The sequence below is a fragment of the Pseudarthrobacter sp. 05T312 genome, from assembly GCF_056396685.1.
Genome location: NZ_JBFTLY010000018.1, coordinates 18,495 through 35,325, shown reverse-complemented (window position 1 = coordinate 35,325; position 16,831 = coordinate 18,495). Strand labels below are relative to the sequence as shown.

18 protein-coding genes and 1 tRNA gene are annotated in these 16,831 nt (G+C 67.1%); 7 read left to right on the top strand and 12 right to left on the bottom strand.

What is annotated here, in order from left to right:
* Nucleotides 1–6: 6 nt before the first annotated feature.
* The 3 genes from AC1DIP_RS18000 to AC1DIP_RS17990 all read right to left on the bottom strand — a co-directional run bounded on the left by AC1DIP_RS18000 (nt 7) and on the right by AC1DIP_RS17990 (nt 2,444).
* Nucleotides 7–192: a hypothetical protein gene (locus AC1DIP_RS18000; protein WP_476209297.1), complete on the bottom strand. Its 186-nt coding sequence runs from the start codon at nt 190–192 to the stop codon at nt 7–9.
* Between the two features lie 93 nt (nt 193–285).
* The gene (locus AC1DIP_RS17995; RefSeq protein ID WP_477734593.1) at nt 286–1,236 is read right to left on the bottom strand and encodes an NmrA family NAD(P)-binding protein; all 951 of its coding nucleotides are present in this window, start codon (nt 1,234–1,236) and stop codon (nt 286–288) included.
* A gap of 194 nt (nt 1,237–1,430) precedes the next feature.
* Nucleotides 1,431–2,444, bottom strand: coding sequence for a hypothetical protein (locus AC1DIP_RS17990; protein ID WP_477734563.1), 1,014 nt, complete (start codon nt 2,442–2,444; stop codon nt 1,431–1,433).
* 117 nt (nt 2,445–2,561) lie between these two features.
* Here AC1DIP_RS17990 and AC1DIP_RS17985 point away from each other — a divergent pair, with 117 nt between their 5' ends.
* Nucleotides 2,562–3,803, top strand: a complete 1,242-nt coding sequence (locus tag AC1DIP_RS17985; RefSeq protein ID WP_477734562.1) for an NAD(P)/FAD-dependent oxidoreductase — start codon at nt 2,562–2,564, stop codon at nt 3,801–3,803.
* 15 nt (nt 3,804–3,818) lie between these two features.
* Here the strand turns inward: AC1DIP_RS17985 and AC1DIP_RS17980 are convergent, their stop codons facing one another.
* Both AC1DIP_RS17980 and AC1DIP_RS17975 read right to left on the bottom strand, forming a co-directional pair.
* Nucleotides 3,819–4,460, bottom strand: coding sequence for a hypothetical protein (locus AC1DIP_RS17980; RefSeq protein ID WP_477734561.1), 642 nt, complete (start codon nt 4,458–4,460; stop codon nt 3,819–3,821).
* A 140-nt stretch (nt 4,461–4,600) separates the two neighbouring features.
* Nucleotides 4,601–5,533 (bottom strand): polysaccharide deacetylase family protein, encoded by a 933-nt coding sequence (locus AC1DIP_RS17975; RefSeq protein WP_477734560.1) that lies wholly within the window; start codon nt 5,531–5,533, stop codon nt 4,601–4,603.
* 355 nt (nt 5,534–5,888) lie between these two features.
* Here AC1DIP_RS17975 and AC1DIP_RS17970 point away from each other — a divergent pair, with 355 nt between their 5' ends.
* Nucleotides 5,889–6,104 (top strand): hypothetical protein, encoded by a 216-nt coding sequence (locus tag AC1DIP_RS17970; RefSeq protein ID WP_477734559.1) that lies wholly within the window; start codon nt 5,889–5,891, stop codon nt 6,102–6,104.
* Between the two features lie 75 nt (nt 6,105–6,179).
* On the opposite strand, the gene AC1DIP_RS17965 is transcribed toward AC1DIP_RS17970, so the two are convergent.
* From AC1DIP_RS17965 to tmk, 4 genes are all read right to left on the bottom strand, one after another.
* Nucleotides 6,180–6,252 (bottom strand) — tRNA-Thr (locus AC1DIP_RS17965).
* 106 nt (nt 6,253–6,358) lie between these two features.
* On the bottom strand, nt 6,359–7,927 hold the full coding sequence (locus AC1DIP_RS17960) for an alpha/beta hydrolase (RefSeq protein WP_477734558.1): 1,569 nt from the start codon (nt 7,925–7,927) through the stop codon (nt 6,359–6,361).
* Nucleotides 7,924–9,087: a DNA polymerase III subunit delta' gene (locus tag AC1DIP_RS17955; RefSeq protein ID WP_477734557.1), complete on the bottom strand. Its 1,164-nt coding sequence runs from the start codon at nt 9,085–9,087 to the stop codon at nt 7,924–7,926. The genes AC1DIP_RS17960 and AC1DIP_RS17955 overlap by 4 nt, the downstream gene beginning before the upstream one ends.
* A complete protein-coding gene (gene tmk, locus AC1DIP_RS17950) occupies nt 9,084–9,794 on the bottom strand; it encodes a dTMP kinase (RefSeq protein WP_477734556.1) in 711 nt (236 codons plus the stop codon). The genes AC1DIP_RS17955 and tmk overlap by 4 nt, the downstream gene beginning before the upstream one ends.
* Nucleotides 9,795–9,927: 133 nt before the next feature.
* Here tmk and AC1DIP_RS17945 point away from each other — a divergent pair, with 133 nt between their 5' ends.
* Together AC1DIP_RS17945 and AC1DIP_RS17940 are read left to right on the top strand one after the other, a co-directional pair.
* Entirely contained in the window at nt 9,928–11,118 is a 1,191-nt protein-coding gene (locus AC1DIP_RS17945) for a trans-sulfuration enzyme family protein (RefSeq protein ID WP_477734555.1), read from the top strand.
* Between the two features lie 9 nt (nt 11,119–11,127).
* Complete coding sequence (locus tag AC1DIP_RS17940) at nt 11,128–11,481, top strand: DUF2516 family protein (protein WP_476209315.1); 354 nt, start codon at nt 11,128–11,130, stop codon at nt 11,479–11,481.
* On the opposite strand, the gene AC1DIP_RS17935 is transcribed toward AC1DIP_RS17940, so the two are convergent.
* Nucleotides 11,466–12,320, bottom strand: coding sequence for a class I SAM-dependent methyltransferase (locus AC1DIP_RS17935; protein ID WP_477734554.1), 855 nt, complete (start codon nt 12,318–12,320; stop codon nt 11,466–11,468). The two genes, AC1DIP_RS17940 and AC1DIP_RS17935, sit on opposite strands and share 16 nt — an antisense overlap.
* Before the next feature lie 103 nt (nt 12,321–12,423).
* On the opposite strand from AC1DIP_RS17935, the gene AC1DIP_RS17930 reads away from it, so the two are divergent.
* Nucleotides 12,424–13,170 carry a phosphoglyceromutase gene (locus AC1DIP_RS17930; RefSeq protein WP_476209319.1) on the top strand — a complete coding sequence of 249 codons (747 nt, stop codon included), beginning with the start codon at nt 12,424–12,426 and terminating at the stop codon, nt 13,168–13,170.
* Between the two features lie 141 nt (nt 13,171–13,311).
* Here AC1DIP_RS17930 and phoU read toward each other — a convergent pair whose 3' ends face one another.
* Nucleotides 13,312–13,974 (bottom strand): phosphate signaling complex protein PhoU, encoded by a 663-nt coding sequence (phoU, locus tag AC1DIP_RS17925; protein WP_476209320.1) that lies wholly within the window; start codon nt 13,972–13,974, stop codon nt 13,312–13,314.
* 205 nt (nt 13,975–14,179) lie between these two features.
* On the opposite strand from phoU, the gene AC1DIP_RS17920 reads away from it, so the two are divergent.
* Together AC1DIP_RS17920 and AC1DIP_RS17915 are read left to right on the top strand one after the other, a co-directional pair.
* Nucleotides 14,180–15,427: an ATP-binding protein gene (locus AC1DIP_RS17920; RefSeq protein WP_476211837.1), complete on the top strand. Its 1,248-nt coding sequence runs from the start codon at nt 14,180–14,182 to the stop codon at nt 15,425–15,427.
* Complete coding sequence (locus tag AC1DIP_RS17915) at nt 15,424–16,104, top strand: response regulator transcription factor (protein ID WP_141180782.1); 681 nt, start codon at nt 15,424–15,426, stop codon at nt 16,102–16,104. Before AC1DIP_RS17920 ends, AC1DIP_RS17915 begins: the two co-directional genes overlap by 4 nt.
* 74 nt (nt 16,105–16,178) lie before the next feature.
* On the opposite strand, the gene AC1DIP_RS17910 is transcribed toward AC1DIP_RS17915, so the two are convergent.
* Entirely contained in the window at nt 16,179–16,766 is a 588-nt protein-coding gene (locus AC1DIP_RS17910) for a hypothetical protein (RefSeq protein WP_476211838.1), read from the bottom strand.
* Nucleotides 16,767–16,831: the final 65 nt, after the last annotated feature.

Genomic DNA, 16,831 nt, shown 5'->3' with positions numbered 1-16,831 from the left:
GACCGGTCAGGCGGCGATCCGGACGCGTTCCACGGCCACGGCGTCCACCACTGCCCAGCTGTCCTCATCGTGGCAGTGCCGGCAGGCGAAGCGTTCGGCGTCTTCCAAGGTGTCAAAGACCTCGGAACGGGCCCGGCCGGAGTCGGCGTCGAAGTACGTAACGTGAAATTCCTGCACTGCTTGGTTTTCCATAAATCCAGTCTGCAACCAGGGTCTGACATTCCAGGGAACCGACTCAGCGTGTTGATAAGGACGCAAGGCGGACGAACCGGGAACTGCCGGCCATCAGTGCCCGGCAAGAGCGATCGCCCGTTGTCTCCCGTCGCCGGTTGTCTCCTTCAGGTGCGCTTCGAGGACATCGCGGACCGAGGTCCACCCGTGCCGGCCATAGCGGTCGTTGTTGACATGCTGAAGTTCCGCCTCGCCGCTGAACATGCTGACGAAGTACTGCATGCCCTGCCATGCGGGGAAGGCCTTGTCATTGTCCTTCGACAGTTGCCGCCCAATCCTGCTCATGGCAGCCAACATACCGGTGGTGCCGGCCCATTGCAGGGAGAAAGGCGTCGCTGTGAGTTCGGTCATTGTCCGGGCTATGCTGCGCGCCGTAACGCGGTCGCCGGCTATCTCGACCACGCGGGGCGCGTCCTCATCCAGGGCGGCATGTGCGACGACGTGTGCGACGTCGTCCTTGGTGGTGAAGTCGAGCACCTGGTCCGGTGAGGACCAGAACAGGACCCGGCGGCGCTTAAAGAGGATCATGGGCGCTTGCCCGGTGAGCATGTCGGCAAAGGCCCCGTTCAGCACTGAAGTTACGCGTATGGGTGCGGCGTCGAGTTCGGCGGCGAACTCGCGGCGGAGCTCGAAGTTGCGGTTGCTGCCGGGGGTGACCCGGCGGTAATCCGCGGAGTAGTCCGACGGGATGAACCGTGCCACACCTGCGTCGACGGCGGCCGCGAGGAGCGCCCGCTGCGCGTCGACGATGACCGGACGCGCACCGCTGACGGCGGAAATGACGGTATCCACGCCGGACAATGCCGAGGCGAGACCGGCCCGGTCCCTGTAGGCAGCCTCGTGGATCTCCACACGATCCTCCCCGCCGTAGAGGCCATGGGCCGTTCCGCTCCCGGGGCGTGTCAGGACCCGGACCTCGGTGTTGCGGCGGAGGAGTTCGCGTACGATGCGTTGGCCGAGGTCACCGGTGGCTCCGGCGACGAGGACGGTGATGGTAGTGATGATCTGCTCTTCTCGGTAGGTGTCGGTGCGGCGCCGGCGGGAGAGTCGGTGCGAGGGCCACGGGTTGCTGGAAGACAAGTGATGTTCGGCGCAGGGACGCCGGCAGCCGCCCGGCGGTCCGAAGCCCGGGTCGTTTGGGTTTGGCCCCCATGCAGAAATAGTACTTGGCGACGGAGCGAGGGCTGGCTGTGAAGCAGTCAGCGATCGCCCAGCCGGAGGACCCGTTCCTGCGCCAGCATGGACGTCCGGCTGGCCTTGTCTGCGGCCCGTGCGGCCTGTTTCGCTTCCGCTGCGGTGGCCGCAAGGTTTTTACGGGCGCGGTCCAGGCTTTCCTCGGCAGCCTTGAGCCGGCGCCTGAGGTCAGCCGTTTCCTGCTGAAGGTCCGCTATTTCCGCGCGGGCCGCTTCTTCCTGCTCCTGGAGCTCACCGGCCAGCCGGGCAGCTGCCTGCTCAGCGTCCCGCGCCTCCGCGAGGGCGCTCTTGGCCCGTTCCAGCGCCGGTGGCGAGGCCGGCCGGGGAGCCTGCCGGACAGCCTCAAGCCGGGGCCTGCCGGGCGCTTGCGAGGAGCCGCCAGACGCCGTCGTGCGGGTCTTTGGAGCCGGTGGCTTGGCCCCGGCGGCCTTCGGGGCCGTTGGTGCCGGTGTCCGCGGTGCGGCCGGGGGAGTCCCGGTGGACCGCGCAGGCGGCGTGGCCGGGAGCAAGCCGGGGAGGGCCACCGCGCCGTCGAGGTCCACGTCGTTGACGCCGTCCGCGGAGAGGACTTTGAGCAGGCGCCCGCTGGCCACGGCGTTGGCTGCCCCCGCGTCGGCCGTCAGCGCCCGGAGGGTCTCCTCGACGTCCGATGCCAGGGCGTCGCTGATGGAGCGGCCCTGTCCCCGGGCAATTGACCGCGCAGTTTCGACGGCGTCGGCGAGCAGGGTGCGCCGCTCACGGCCCAGCTCGCGGAGGGCGGCGGCGTCCAGCGAGTCCTGGGCTGCCCGCATCCGCGCCCCCAGCTCGCCCAGCCGGGCAGGCACCTCCGGCCGGTGGCGGGCAAGCATATTGAGCGCCCACGCAGCGACGGAAGGTTTCGGCAGGCCCCGGACGGCTGCCGCCAGGCCCTTGTCCAGGCCCGAAGCCTCCTTGGCCGCGGCGGCGCGGGCTGCAACGAAGTCCTCCAGCGGTCCCGCGTACAGCCGGTTGGCAATGTCCGCCAGGGCTTCGTCTTCCATGCCGCCATCTTAGGTCTCCTGAATGCCGCGGCAGATCCGGCGCAGGATGGCGCGGCGCAACGGCAGTTGCGGGAAGGCACCCTGTTACTCGTCCGCCGGGAGGGGTAAGTTGCACGAATGGACGATTCATATCAGGTCATCGTGGTGGGCGGCGGATTTGCCGGGAAGGCTGCGGCTGAGGAGTTGGGCCGCAAAGGTGTCCGTGTGCTGTTGCTTGACGCCAACAGCTACCAACAGTTCCAGCCGCTCCTCTACCAGGTGGCTGCATCGCAGATCGGCGTGTCGACGGTGACGCGGCCGCTGAGGGCCGAGTTCCGCGGAATCAACAGCGTCCGGGTCCTGACGGCGACGGTCACTGCCATCGACGCGCCGAACAGGACCGTTACCACGGCCGACGGGTCCACATACCGGGCCCAGGCCCTGGTGATCGCCACCGGGGCAGTGCCGAACTTCTTCAACACCCCCGGCGCGGATGAGCATGCCTATCCGCTGTACTCCGTGGCGGATGCCACCAGGCTCAGCGCGGCCATCACCGCCGTCCTGGACCAGGCCGACCGTGAGCCGGGAGCAGGTGCTGACGTCATCGTGGTGGGCGGCGGCCCCACTGGCGTCGAGACGGCCGGCGCGCTCGCTGAAAACGTCAAGTACCTGGTGCCAAAGTACTTCTCGCCGGAGCTGGCAGATCGGTGCCACGTCCACCTCGTGGATATGGTTCCAAACGTCCTCGCCGCGTTTTCGGAGAAGTCGCAGGCGTACGCGCGGGACCGCCTGACGGAGCTCGGCGTGCAGCTGCATATGGGCCAGCCCGTGGCCGAAGTCCGGCCGGACGGCGTGACCCTCAAGGGCGGGACCGTCATCCCTGCCCGGATCGTGGTCTGGGCCGGTGGGCTGCAGGCCGGGAAAATCATTACCGAGTCCGGCCTGGAGCAGGGGAGGGGCGGCCGGGTTGACGTCCGGCCCGATCTGACCGCGCCGGGCGCCGAGGGCGTTTACGTACTGGGTGACTCCGCCAACATCACCGACGCCGGCGGGAACAAGCTGCCGCAGCTGGGGTCGGTGGCCCAGCAATCGGGCAAGTGGGCTGCGCGCAATATCTACGCGGACCTTACCGGCGGCGTGCGCGAGCCTTTCCGCTACTGGGACAAGGGGTACATGGCCATGGTTGGCCGCGGCGCGGCGGTGGCCGAGCTGGGCCGCAAGCGGCTGCAGTTGCAGGGGCCGCTGGCCTTCGTGTCGTGGTTGGCGGTGCACCTGGCCCTGTTGCCCGGCTTCCAGCAGAAAGTCAGGGCGCTGTTTTCCTGGGCCAACGGGTACGTGACCCACAGCCCTTCCCAGGTGGTGGTGGGCAGGCCGGACTAGGGCCTGTCGCCGTCGTCAGTCCCTTTCGAAACTGACCAGCCGGCCCGCGGCGGTCCAGCCGGCCGATTCGTAACGGGCGGCTGCCTCCGGCTCCACCACCATGTGCAGGTACTCGGCGCCGTGCAGGAACGCCTCCTCCGCCATGGCGGCGAACAGGCCCTGTTCGAAGTTCTCCTTCTCCGGCCCCTGCGGCAGTTCGGTGACGGCCACCGCCGCGAAATCGTCCCGGACTTGTATGCGTCCCTTGGCGACGGGGTGGTCGAATACGGTTATTTCGACGGCGTCAAAGGTATCCATGGGTGCCAAAGCGACCTGGGAGTTCTCAGGCAGCTCCACCGTCCCGTTCAACTCGGCCGTCGGCGCCATGAGCAGTACCCGTTCGGCCACAGGGGCAAGGCCCCCTGGAACCTGGCCCTTTACAGCAGCGGCGTCGGCGGAAAGCAGCGTGAGGCGCACTCCGTCCCCGGCAGCGGCCTTGCCTGCAAGCTCCCCGGCGCCGGGTCCCGGCCAGCTGGCCACATACTCCTGGCCTTGCGGATCCTGCCCGGCGCCCGCCCCCAGGACGAATCCTCCTTCAACCGGGGCTGCACTGCGTTCCTGCAGGTCCGCCCACGCAGGAACCCATCCGATGGCGGGCAGGTCGTGGTCTTCCGGCATGGCGACTTCCTAACGTTCAGCACCGGTGTGGCAGCGTCCGGTGCGGCTGGGCACGGCTTCCCTGTCAACGTATCCGATCGGCACGCGGGCTGCCAGCACTGCCGGAGGGGCTTGCTCCCGGCTTCGCCGCGGCGGACGGCCTACGGCAGGTGGGCGAAGGACATCCCTGCCGAGAGCAGCTTGTCCAAGGCCTGCCTGACGCCTTCCGCTGTACCCCCATTGGGGTGGTTGCCGTGGCAGATGACTACGTCCCCCGCCCGCGCTCTTGCCACCTCTTTGGCTACGACTGCGGCAGGAAAGGTCGCGCCGCCGTCGCCATTGATGCTGAAGCCCACCGGCTTCACCCCCAACGCACCCAGGATGTCCGTGGCGACGTCGTCCAGGTAGGCGGTGCCGGGGCGGAAGTACTTGGGACGCTTGCCGGTGATGTTTGCCAGGGCCTCGTCGTTCGGCATGACCTCGTCATAGACTTCCCCCGCGTTCCTGGTACCGGGAATGCCGTAGGCCGTGTTGCCGGTGGTGGACAGCGGCTTGTGGGACGTTCCGTGGTTGGCGATCTCGAAGAGCGGGTCTGCTGCCAGCTGCCGGGTGGTGGCGGGGTTGGCTGCGATCCACCGCGAGTTCAGGAAGAGCGTGGCCGGGATGTGGCGCTGCCGCAGCGTGTCAAGAAGGGCCTGGTCGCAGCCGCTGCCGCCGGGGCCGCCGCAAAAGTCCAAGGTCAGTGCGATGCCTTGCCCTGGAGGCATCCGGGTCAGGACGCCGGGAGCCTCCAGGCCCCAGTACCGGGCCTGGTGCTTTCCGTAGGTGTCGACAACCTGGGCGCGTGACAGCACGGGCGCGGCCGGCGGGGTGGGTGCGGGTTCGTCGCCGTCCGGACCGGAGTGCAGGACCGTCGAGTTGACGTCCCCGGGGCCGCCGTCGGCGGGCTGGTCAGAGGTGGTCGCATCCTGCTTCCGGTTCGGCTGCAGGTCAGGCACCGCGGCGGACATTGTCAGCACCGCGGCCAGCAAAACGACCCTGCGGCCGGGACCCTTTCCGTCCTGGCTGAGGTGCCGCGGGACATGTGGCTCCACTGCTAGTTCCCGTTCCCTAACTGTCCTGCGGGCCGCGTCCGGTCCCACCGGCTTGGACATGCGGAAGTGGCAGGTGCGTGCTGGCTGCACCCTGCGGAAATGGCAGCATCGAAGGCCGCGGCGCGCGCAACAGCAGCCTGGAAGCGGGGGGTCATACCGGGAGGATACCTTGCCTGGCTTGCCGTTTCCTGAACTCCGCCCGGCGTCGGAGCGGCGGCCGTCATAATGGGCCCGGGGAGGGGGACTTTGGCCCCTGCCCCGTCCATCACGGCCGGCGTCTAATGGAGGTTTGGCGTGGGCGTACCGCCCGCGGCAGAGGCAGTTTGTCGTGCGAGCATGGAGGCAGCAGTCAGCAATGAACCTCAAAGACCGTTGGGGCCACCTGGACCACGCCACGCGGAAGTGGCTCATCGACAACCCCGGGTGCCAGATACTTCCCCGGACCATCACCGCGGTGATCGCCAAGCAAAGCGGCGAGAGCCTTCCCACGGGGCCGCACGGCGAAGCGGCCGTGTCCCGCGAGGACCAGGCATTCATCCGCTCGCAACTCAACGGGATTCCAAAGACCTGACCGGCCGAATTGCCGCTTAACCAGCGAAAAACCCCGGAAACCCCTAAAACAAGGGGCTGTCCGGGGTTTATCCCGAGCTTCCTATCAGAATCGAACTGATGACCTTTTCATTACGAGTGAAACGCTCTACCGACTGAGCTAAGGAAGCACCGCATGAAAATCCCCGGCGGAACCGGGCGCTTCATGCAAGAGTCAACTGTAATAGAGTCCCCGCGCCCCGGTCAAAATGGGGCGGACGGAAGCTGCGGGAGCAGTCAGCAGACGGTGTTGTCGGCGGGCAGCTTGCCGCCCACCAGGTAGTTGTCCACCGAGTCCTCAAGGCAGCTGTTGGCCCGGCCGTAGGCGGTGTGGCCTTCACCGCGCCAGGTCAGCAGCGAGGCGTTCCCCAACTGCTTGCGCAATGACGCGGCCCAGTCAACGGGGGTGGCGGGATCGCCGGTGGTTCCGATGACCACGATGAGGGAGGCGCCGCTGTATTCCACCGGCGCAGGCGTACGGACATTCTTGTAGGGCCAGTCCGCGCAGGTGGTCCCGCCGTAGGCGAAGAAGTAGCCCAGGGTGGGGGAGTCCTGTTCGAGGCGCTTCTCTTCCGCGCGCATGCCCGCGGCATCCGAAACCATGGGGTAGTCGAGGCAGTTGATGGCGTTGAAGGCGAAGGTGGAATTGGACGTGTACGAACCGTCGGAGGCACGGTCGGCGCCGAGGTCGGCAAGCCGGAGCATGAGGCTTACATCGCCGGACATGGCCGCCTCAAGGGCCTGGGTGAGGGCGGGCCAGCTTTGGTCGTTGTACAGCGGGGTGATCAGGCCGCTGACAAAGGTGGTTGCATTGACCAGCCGCCCGTCCTTTGCTGTGCGGGGTGTCTGCTGGATGGAGTTGATCAGGTCCCGGATCTGCTGCACGCCGGAGTCGGCGTCGCCGCTGAGCGGGCACTTCCCTTGCTTCTGGCAGCTCGCCACGTAGGTGTGGAGCGCCTTTTCGAAAGCCTTGGCCTGGCCGCTGGTGAGGTCTTCGTTGCTGATGGAGGGGTCAAGGGCTCCATCGAGGACCATGCGGCCCACGTTGTCCGGGAACAGTGAGGCGTAGGTGGATCCCAGGAAGGTGCCGTAGGAGTATCCCAGGTAGTTCAGCTTGGTGTCGTTCACGATGGCCCGCAGGACGTCCATGTCCTTGGCGGCGCTGACGGTGTCGATATGGGCCATGACCGGGCCCGTCTGCGCGGCACACTGCGCGGCGATGGCCTTATTGTCCGCCAGGGCCGCCTGGAGTCCGGAATCGGTCTCAAGGGCGTAGACCTTGGCCCGGGAGGCATCGCGTTCGGCGTCCGACATGCAGGTGACCGGGGCGGAGCGCTTCACGCCGCGCGGATCGAAACCGACGAGGTCGTAGGCGTTGCGGACTGCAGCCGAAAAGTGGGTTCCGGCGGCGTCTTTGACGAAGTCGTAGCCGGACGCGCCAGGGCCGCCCGGGTTGACCAGCAGGCTGCCGGTCTTCTTGCCCGTGCTCGGCGCCCGCAAAGCGGCCAACTGGATCGTGTCGCCGCCAGGATTGGCGTAATCCACGGGCACGGTCACTTTGGCGCACTGGAATTCACCTTCGCACGGCTGCCAAACGACTTCCTGCGAGTAGAACTTCTCGAGCCCGGCGGGCGCGGACGCCACGATGGACGGATCAGCCTTGGCGGTGGCCGCCTCCGGCGGGTTCCTGTCCCCGCCGTTGAGGAGGCTGCACGAGGCCAGGACCATGGCCAGGGCCATGGCACCCGCAGCGCGGACGGCGACCGCCAGGGACCTGTGGCGTGCGGGCAGGGGGCGGGCAGTCATCGGGTCTCCTTGGAAGGCTGGATCAGGCTGGCCGCCATGGACTCTATGGTCAGCAGCGGGGCCACATTGGTGGTGGTGATGCGTTCGCGGGCTTTGTTGATGGCGTCCATGCGGGCCAGTGTGGCTTCCGGGGTGGTGTGGGTTGCGAACTCCTCCAGCTCACCCCTCAGCTCAACGTTGACCAGTTCCACGGCGTTCCCCAGCTGGATGACCAGCACATCCCGGTAGAAGGACAGCAGATCGGTAAGCGTCCGGTCCAGGGAGTCGGTGATGGACCTCTTGGCGCGGCGTTTCTGGTCGTCTTCGAGTTGCTTCACCTGGCTGCGCATTGCCGGCGGCAGGGTGCCGGACTCCGGTGCTCCAAGCGTAGCAAGCAGGCTGGCCTTCTCCGCGGCGTCACGCTCCTCATTGGAGCTGTTCGCCTCTGCCGTGGCAATCTTGACCAGCTTGTCCGCCATCATGACGGCGGCCGTTACCCCGCGCAGTCCCAGCGGGAAACGGACGGTTTCCAGGCGGCGTTCCCTTGCGGCCGGATCCCTGGCCAGCCGGCGGGCGATGCCCACGTGGCTTTGCGCCGTACGGGCTGCCTGTTCCGCGAGGGCGGGGTCTACGCCGTCGCGCCGGACCAGCAGCGCTGCGACGTCCGAGGCCGGCGGCAAGCGGAGGGCCACGCTGCGGCAACGCGAGCGGATAGTGACCAGGACGTCGGCAGGCGAGGGTGCGCACAGCATCCACACGGTGCGCGGCGTCGGCTCTTCGATGGCCTTGAGCAGCACGTTGGTGGTCCGTTCGGCCATGCGGTCGGCATCCTCCACCACGATGATCCGCCAGCGGCCCGACGACGGCCGGTTGCCCGCCGTCGCCACGAGCTCACGGGCCTCGTCAATGGTGATGGTGACTTTTTCGGTGCGCACAAAGGTCACATCGGAATGGGTTTCGCCCAGAATCGTGTGGCACGCCTGGCACTGTCCGCATCCTCGAAGGCCCACGTCCTCCTGGTCGCAGTTCAACGCGGCAGCGAACGCCTTGGCGGCGTTGGAACGGCCGGACCCCGGCGGCCCGGTGAACAGCCAGGCGTGGGTCAGGCCCTCGCCGCCCGCGGCCTGGCGCAGTTGTTCGACGACGGCGGGCTGGCCTTGGAGGTCATCCCAAACGGTCATGAGCCACCGCCGTCGGAGGCTGCTCCCGGCGCAGGCACCGGTACTTCCTCCTGCGCCGCCAGCCCCGCTGCTGCATCCAGCAGGGTGTCGACCCGGGCGAGGATCCGCCCGGCCAACTCGTCAGCCGGGAGCTGGGCGGGGAGGATCAGGTAGGACGCGGGCCGGACGGCTGCCAGGTCGAGGAACGCGTCCCGGATGCGGGTGTGGAACTCGTCGGCTTCGGATTCCAGCCGGTCCTCGGCTGCCTGGCCCGCAGTCCGGCGGTGGCGCCCCAGTTCCGGGTCGACGTCCAGCAGGACAGTCAGGTCCGGCTGGAGTCCCGAGGTGGCCCACTCGTTGAGGGTACGCACGGCGTCCTGGCCCAGGTTTCGGCCTGCCCCCTGGTAAGCCACGGAGGAGTCGATGTAGCGGTCGGTCAGCACAATCCCGCCGCGGGCAAGGGCCGGGCGGATCACCTGGGTGGCGTGGGCGGCACGGGAAGCCGCAAAGATCAGGGCCTCTGTATGGGCGTCGATCTCGCCATTGCCGTGGTCAAGCACCAGCGAGCGGAGCTTTTCGCCGACGGGGGTGCCCCCGGGTTCGCGGGTACGGAGCACGGTGTAGCCGCGGGATTCCAGTGCCTCCGCCAGCCGGGCCGCCTGGGTGGACTTCCCGGCGCCATCGCCGCCTTCGAATGCGATGAATACGCCGGCCCTCTGTTTGTTCACTACTCAAGCCTACCGAGGCATGGCGGGATTCCCGGCTTCCGGATACCGCCTGTGCAGGAGCAGTGGACGGGCCGGCGTCCACAAAACGACACCGCTTTCCGGCCCGATTGGCTGGAACAGTACCCTTTTGACCATGAGTCTTTCCGAGCACCAGGCCGCGTCCCTTACACCCGAGACCGTGGTGGTGGCGGCCGGACGCCCGCCCAGGGAAAGGGACCAGCCGGTCAATCCCCCTATTACCCTCTCCTCCACCTACTTCGGGACCGGCCCGCTCGGTGATGGCGACCGGGGCTACGGCCGGTACTCCAACCCCACCTGGGACCCCTTCGAGGAGGCACTTAGCCAGCTTGAGGGAGCGGCGCTGCCCGGGCTTCTCTATGCATCCGGACTGGCCGCGGTCAGCTCTGCGCTGTCCCTGATTCCGGCCGGCGGGGTGCTGGTCATGCCCAACCACAGTTACTCAGGCTCGCTGGTGATGGCCTCCGAACTCGCCCAAAAAGGTTTCATCGAACTCCGGACCGTGGACATTGCCGATACCGGCGCGGTCAAGGACGCCCTTGCGCCCACGGGTCCGGCTGCGAAGGCCGCCTCCATGCTGTGGCTGGAGAGCCCCACCAACCCCATGCTGGGAATCGCGGACATGGCCGCCGTCGCTGAAGCCGCCCATGCCGCCGGGGCGATCGTGGTCACCGACAACACCTTCTCCACGCCCCTGGTGCAACAGCCCCTGCTGCTCGGGTCCGACGTCGTCCTCCACTCGGTAACCAAGTACCTCGCCGGGCATTCCGACGTCGTCCTTGGCGCACTGGTCACGTCCAACCCGGACCTCCGCGCTGAACTGCTGCACCACCGCATCATCCACGGCGGCATCGCCGGTCCCTTCGAGGCGTGGCTCGCCCTCCGCGGCCTGCGGACGCTCGCCCTGCGCGTTGAGCGCTCGCAGGAATCAGCCATGGTCCTCGCGGGCCGCCTCGCAGCGCACCCTGCCGTCGAGGCCATCCGGTTCCCCGGGCTCGAAACCGACCCGGGGCACGTCCGCGCGAAGGCGCAAATGAAGGGGTTTGGGTCCATTATCTGCATCCAGGTGGCCCCCGCAGCCGGCCTCAGCGGCGCCGACGCCGCGGACAAACTGGTGCGGGCCCTGAACCTCTGGCTGCCCGCCACGTCCCTGGGCGGCGTCGAGTCCCTCATTGAACGCCGTCGCCGGCACTCAGCCGAACCCGCCAGCGTCCCGGAGAACCTGGTACGGCTGAGCGTCGGGGTGGAGGGCGTCGAGGACCTCTGGGCCGACCTGGAGCAGGCGCTGGACTCGCTGGGCGGCTAGGCTGGGTCTGTGGACGGTCGACTAATCATCAGTTACGTAGAGCAGGCAGTGTTCTTCATCCTTGGTCTGGTGGCTTTGGGTCTTGAGCTGTGGGCGTTCGTGGACTGTGCCCGGCACCGGCCCAACGCCTTCGAAGCCACCGGCAAACGGACCAAGACCTTTTGGCTGGCCTTGACCGGCGGCTCGGCCCTGGTCGGCGTGATTTCGTTGTTCGGGTCCGGCGGAGGCATCTTCAGCACCCTGGGCCTGTTCGGCCTGGCCGCGGTGGTCGCCGCCTCCGTCTACCTCGCGGATGTCCGCCCTGCCGTGAAGGACGCCGGCCGCGGCGGCAGCCGCAACATGGGCCCCTACGGCCCCTGGTGACCAGGCGCCACAGCATCCCATTCCACCGTTAGTTCCCCCAGGCGCCATCTGCCGGGCCCGTCCTGGACCGGCCACCCGGCGTCGCGCAAACTCCGGCACATGCCCACCCAGCGCTGCCTGTTGCCAAACGATGCAAGCGGCGCGCTTCCGAGCCATGCCTTGTCCATGGCCTGCATAAAGGCATGAACACGTTCACCGGGGACATTACGGTGGATCAGGGCCTTGGGCAGCCGCTCCGCCACTTCTGAGGGCAGTTCGAACCTGCCGAACCGGACCGAGATGCTAAGGGACAGGGGGCGCTCCCGGTCCAGCGCCACCCACGTGACGCGCCGCCCGATCTCGTCGCACGTGCCGTCCACGAACACGCCGCCGGGGGACAACCGGTCCTGCACCAGGCGCCAGATGCCCTGTACATCGGCCTCCTCGTACTGCCGCAGGACATTGAAGGCGCGGACCAGCACGGGGCGCCCCGGGACGGGCAGTTCGAAGCCGCCCACCTGGAAGGTGAGGCCGGGACGCTGCAGCGGAAGCGCCGCCCGGACGCGCTCGGGCTCAATTTCGATCCCGCAGACCCGCACGTCCGGCCGGATGACAGCGAGCCGTTCGTAAAGTTCGACGGCGGTGGCAGGCGTTGCGCCGTACCCCAGGTCGACCACCAGCGGGTCCGCCGCGGACCGGAGGCGCCAGGCCTGCGGTCCCGTCAGCCACCGGTCAACCCGGCGCATCCGGTTGGGGTTGGTGGTGCCGCGGGTCACGTTGCCCACGGGGCGGCCCTTCCGGGCCGCGGACGTCCGTCCGGAAAGTTGGGGGGCGTCCACCCGCTCAGCCTTTTGAACCACCGCCCAACCCTATCGCCCGGCGCCGGTGTCCCGCCCACCCCGGGCCGGCGGGCTGCGTGTAACGCTGGGCGGGCGGCAACACCGCTCGGCTAGGATGAAAATCATGACTTACAAGCTGATCCTGCTGCGCCACGGCCACAGCGAATGGAACGCCAAGAACCTGTTCACCGGCTGGGTGGACGTTGACCTGAACGACCAGGGCCGCGCGGAAGCAGCGCGTGGCGGCGAACTGCTGGTGGAAAACAACATCCTTCCGGATGTTCTCTACACCTCCCTGCTGAAGCGGGCCATCAACACCGCAAACATTGCACTGGACAAGGCGGACCGCGGCTGGATTCCGGTCAAGCGCGACTGGCGCCTGAACGAACGCCACTACGGTGCGCTCCAGGGCAAGGACAAGGCCCAGACGCTGGCCGAATACGGCGAAGCGCAGTTCATGGAATGGCGCCGCTCCTACGACACCCCGCCGCCGCCCCTGGATGACGACAGCGAATTCAGCCAAGCACACGACCCCCGGTATGCGGACCTGGGCGACGCCCTCCCGCGCACCGAGTGCCTGAAAGACGTCCTGGTCCGGCTCCTGCCCTACTGGGAATCGGACATCAAGGAAGACCTCAAGGCCGGCAAGACCGTCCTGGTCACCGCCCACGGCAACTCGCTCCGCGCGCTGGTCAAGCACCTGGACGGCATCAGCGATGAAGCCATTGCCGGCCTGAACATCCCCACGGGCATCCCGCTGGTGTACGACCTTGACGAGGATTTCCAGCCGGTCAAGCCCGGCGGCACCTACCTCGACCCCGAGGCGGCCGAGCAGGCCATCCTGGCAGTAGCCAACCAGGGCAAGAAGTAAGACTTCGCGGTTCTTCGCCGGGTGCTCGGTCGTTCCTCCCTTAGACGCACTCCGGCCGAAGAACGCGCTGCGTCAAAGGTGAAACGACGACGGCGGGCTGGTCACCTCAGGTGACCAGCCCGCCGTCGTTATCAGCAGTGTCTAGCTGTGCTCGGTGGCGTTCGGCTGCCACGCTCCGGTCACGAGGTAGGTGACTTTCTGGGCTACGGAGACGCCGTGGTCCGCGAAGCGTTCGAAGTAGCGGCTGGCGAGTGCAACGTCCACCGTGGTGGCGGGGGACTCGGTCCACTCGGGAGCAGCGATGGCCTTGAAGACGCTCAGGTGCAGGTCGTTAATGGCAGTGTTCGCCTTGAGGATGTCCCTGGCCACCTCGAGGTCGCGGCTCTCCAGCAGGACCGTCAGCTTGTCGGCGATCTCCTGGTCCAGTTCGGCCATCCGGTTGAAGGTCTCCGTCATGGACGCGGGAATCACCGTGGAGGGGTAGCGGAGGCGGGCCAGCTGTGCGATATGCCGGGCCAGGTCACCCATCCGCTCCAGGGATGCGCTCATCCGGAGGGAACCTACGATCATGCGCAGGTCGCTGGCGACAGGACCCTGCAGCGCCAGGATGTCGATGGCCCGCTCATCCAGGCTGTTCTGCAGGAAGTCAATGCGTGCATCTGCAGCGATGACGTCCTGGGCGAGGTCCACGTCCGCCACCTGGAATGAGGTAGTGGCCTTGTCCATCGCTTCGCTGACCAGGCGGGAGATCTCCACCAGCTGGTCACCAACCTGGGTGAGCTCTTCCTGAAAAACCTTACGCACGTGGGCGTCCTTTCCTTGGAACTCCCGCCGGCCGTTCCAGGGCAGCAGGAATCGTGTCGCCAATGGGCGCTCTAACCACTAACTTTGTCATCGCCCGGTAAACGATTATGCCCACACAGATGAACGTTAGTTGAACCGTTCCCCCTAAGTGCCCGGAGTCGGTGGGAGGCGCCATCCATGAGCATAAAGTGGAGCTGTGGATCCTATGCTCATTGGCCTGGTTGCCGGCCTTATCGGCCTGGCGCTTGGCACGTTCGGCGTGCTTGCCTACCGGGTCAGCGAGAAGCAGCGCGAACTGCTGGACGTCGACGCCGGGGAGATTGCCCTGCCGTCCGGAGCAGCGGAGGTGCTCGCCGTCGTCGGACGGGCCTTCGTGGTGCTGGACGACCTCGACGGCGTGGTCCGCGCCAGCCCCGCGGCCTACGCGTACGGCCTGGTCCGCGGGCACACCGTGGTGCACAAGGAACTCCTGGACATGACCGCAGGGGTCCGGCGGGACGGCGTCATCCTGGAAAAGCAGCTCGAGCTTCCGCGCGGGCCGCTGGGGCAGGGAACCATCATCGTCCAGGTGCGGGCAGCCATGCTGGGTGAGGAATACATCCTGCTCCTTGCCGATGACCGGACCGAGATCACGCGGACCGAAGAGATCCGCAACGACTTCGTGGCCAACGTCTCGCACGAACTGAAGACCCCGGTGGGTGCCATCTCCCTGCTGGCGGAAGCGCTGGAATCCTCTGCCGATGACGAGGAAGCGGTGCGCCGCTTCGCCAAGCGCATGCATAAGGAGTCCGCCCGCCTGGCCGCACTGGTCCAGGACATCATTGAACTTTCCCGGCTCCAGGGCGCCAGCGTGACGCAGCAGGGCGGTCCCGTTGACATCAACGCGGTGATCGCAGAGGCCGTGGACCGGTCGCAGCTTCCTGCCGAAAGCAAGAACATCAGCATCGTGGTGGGCGGCCGGACAGAGGGGAAGGTGTTCGGGGACCAGGACCTCCTGGTCACGGCGCTGCGGAACCTCATCGACAATGCCATCCGCTATTCCCCGCCCAACACCCGCGTTGGCATCGGTGTCCGCTCCAGGGACGGCCTGGTATCGATTTCCGTCACAGACCAGGGGGACGGGTTGTCGCCGGAGGACCAGGAGCGCGTCTTCGAGCGCTTCTACCGGGTTGACGCCGCCCGTTCCCGCCAGACGGGCGGCACCGGCCTTGGCCTGAGCATCGTCAAGCACGTGGCGTCGAACCACGGCGGCGAAGTGACGCTGTGGTCACAGCCAGGCCAGGGGTCGACTTTCACCCTTCGGCTGCCCGAAATGGAAGGGCAGGACGGCGACGCCGGGCCGTCCAGTTCCGTGGAGCCGGCTCTGCCGCCCGCCCAGGGGACGCCGGAACAGCCCACTCTTACCCAAGTACCACGCGCCGCCGGCGCAACAGAACGAGGAGCTAGCGCTTGAGCAGGATTTTGATTGTTGAGGACGAGGAGTCGTTCAGCGATCCCTTGTCCTATTTGCTGGGCAAAGAAGGATTCGAGGTTGAGGTGGTGGACAACGGGCTGGACGCCATCACCGAATTCGACCGCAACGGCGCCGACTTGGTGCTGCTGGACCTGCAGCTCCCCGGGCTTTCCGGTACGGAGGTGTGCCGCCAGCTCCGCCAGCGCTCCACCGTTCCCGTGATCATGCTGACCGCCAAGGACTCGGAAATCGACAAAGTGGTGGGCCTGGAGCTCGGCGCGGACGACTACGTCACCAAGCCTTACTCCTCCCGGGAGCTGGTGGCCCGTGTCCGGGCCGTCCTGCGCCGCCAGGGCGAGCCGGAGGAACTGATTTCCGCCACCGTCCAGGCCGGGCCTGTCCGGATGGACATCGAACGGCATGTTGTGAGCGTGGACGGCGAACAGGTCCTGCTTCCCTTGAAGGAGTTCGAACTGCTCGAGATGCTCCTCCGCAACTCCGGCCGGGTGCTCACCCGTGGCCAGTTGATCGACCGGGTGTGGGGCTCCGACTACGTTGGCGACACCAAGACCCTGGACGTCCACGTGAAGCGCCTCCGCGGAAAGATCGAACCGGATCCTTCCGCACCGCGCTACCTGGTGACCGTCCGCGGCCTCGGATACAAGTTCGAGCCGTAGGCCGGAAAATACCGCAAAAAAGGGAGGAGCCCCGGGCTCCTCCCTTTTTGTGTCTGTTTCTTCCAGCGTCCGCCTTAGCGGCTGGTGGCAGTCGCCGTTGCCGTGGCGCTGGAGGTCGCGGAGGCGGAGGAGGTTGCGCCCGCACTGGCCGGCGAAGAGGACGACGGCGTGGACGTCGCCGAAGGGCTGGGAGTGGGGACGTAGTCCTTGTACTCCTGCAGGGTGGCGTCCAGGACGGGAACCTTGACCGTGCTGGTGACGTTGGTACCGTTCTCGCTGATCTTGACGTCCACCAGGGAGCCCGGCTTGCCGCCGGTGGTGCTCAGGATGGCCGCGTCCGTTTTGTCGGTCAGCATGGTGGAGGAGTTGGCCTTTACCGGAATCTCGGTCTGGGAGCCTTTTGCGCCGTTGACGGTGAGCTTCACATCCTTGGAGGAGGAGTTGTAAACGGCACCGATCAGGCGGCCGGGCTCGTCTTCGCCGGTGGAAACGATAAGGATGTTCCGAAGCTGCAGCGGACCGAGGTCAGCGCGGATGCCGTCCGAGGCTGAGTACTGATGGCTGGTCTGCTGGGGCGTGATGTAGCCGCAGCCTGCGGTCAGCAGGCTGGCGCCAAGGGCAGCAGCCGTCAGTGCCAGTTTGCCGCGCTGGGCCCGGTTCATCGCAGTGGAACGCACGTCACGTACTCCTCAAGAAATTTGAAGTCTTTTTCAGCCATAGCCTATCC

What these genes read in the sequence shown, in the direction of transcription:
- AC1DIP_RS18000 (WP_476209297.1), bottom strand. Translation starts at nt 192, where the DNA reads ATGGAAAACCAAGCAGTGCAGGAATTTCACGTTACGTACTTCGACGCC.
- AC1DIP_RS17990 (WP_477734563.1), bottom strand. Translation starts at nt 2,444, where the DNA reads ATGGAAGACGAAGCCCTGGCGGACATTGCCAACCGGCTGTACGCGGGA.
- AC1DIP_RS17985 (WP_477734562.1), top strand. Translation starts at nt 2,562, where the DNA reads ATGGACGATTCATATCAGGTCATCGTGGTGGGCGGCGGATTTGCCGGG.
- AC1DIP_RS17980 (WP_477734561.1), bottom strand. Translation starts at nt 4,460, where the DNA reads ATGCCGGAAGACCACGACCTGCCCGCCATCGGATGGGTTCCTGCGTGG.
- AC1DIP_RS17970 (WP_477734559.1), top strand. Translation starts at nt 5,889, where the DNA reads ATGAACCTCAAAGACCGTTGGGGCCACCTGGACCACGCCACGCGGAAG.
- AC1DIP_RS17960 (WP_477734558.1), bottom strand. Translation starts at nt 7,927, where the DNA reads ATGACTGCCCGCCCCCTGCCCGCACGCCACAGGTCCCTGGCGGTCGCC.
- AC1DIP_RS17955 (WP_477734557.1), bottom strand. Translation starts at nt 9,087, where the DNA reads ATGACCGTTTGGGATGACCTCCAAGGCCAGCCCGCCGTCGTCGAACAA.
- AC1DIP_RS17945 (WP_477734555.1), top strand. Translation starts at nt 9,928, where the DNA reads ATGAGTCTTTCCGAGCACCAGGCCGCGTCCCTTACACCCGAGACCGTG.
- AC1DIP_RS17930 (WP_476209319.1), top strand. Translation starts at nt 12,424, where the DNA reads ATGACTTACAAGCTGATCCTGCTGCGCCACGGCCACAGCGAATGGAAC.
- AC1DIP_RS17920 (WP_476211837.1), top strand. Translation starts at nt 14,180, where the DNA reads ATGCTCATTGGCCTGGTTGCCGGCCTTATCGGCCTGGCGCTTGGCACG.
- AC1DIP_RS17910 (WP_476211838.1), bottom strand. Translation starts at nt 16,766, where the DNA reads ATGAACCGGGCCCAGCGCGGCAAACTGGCACTGACGGCTGCTGCCCTT.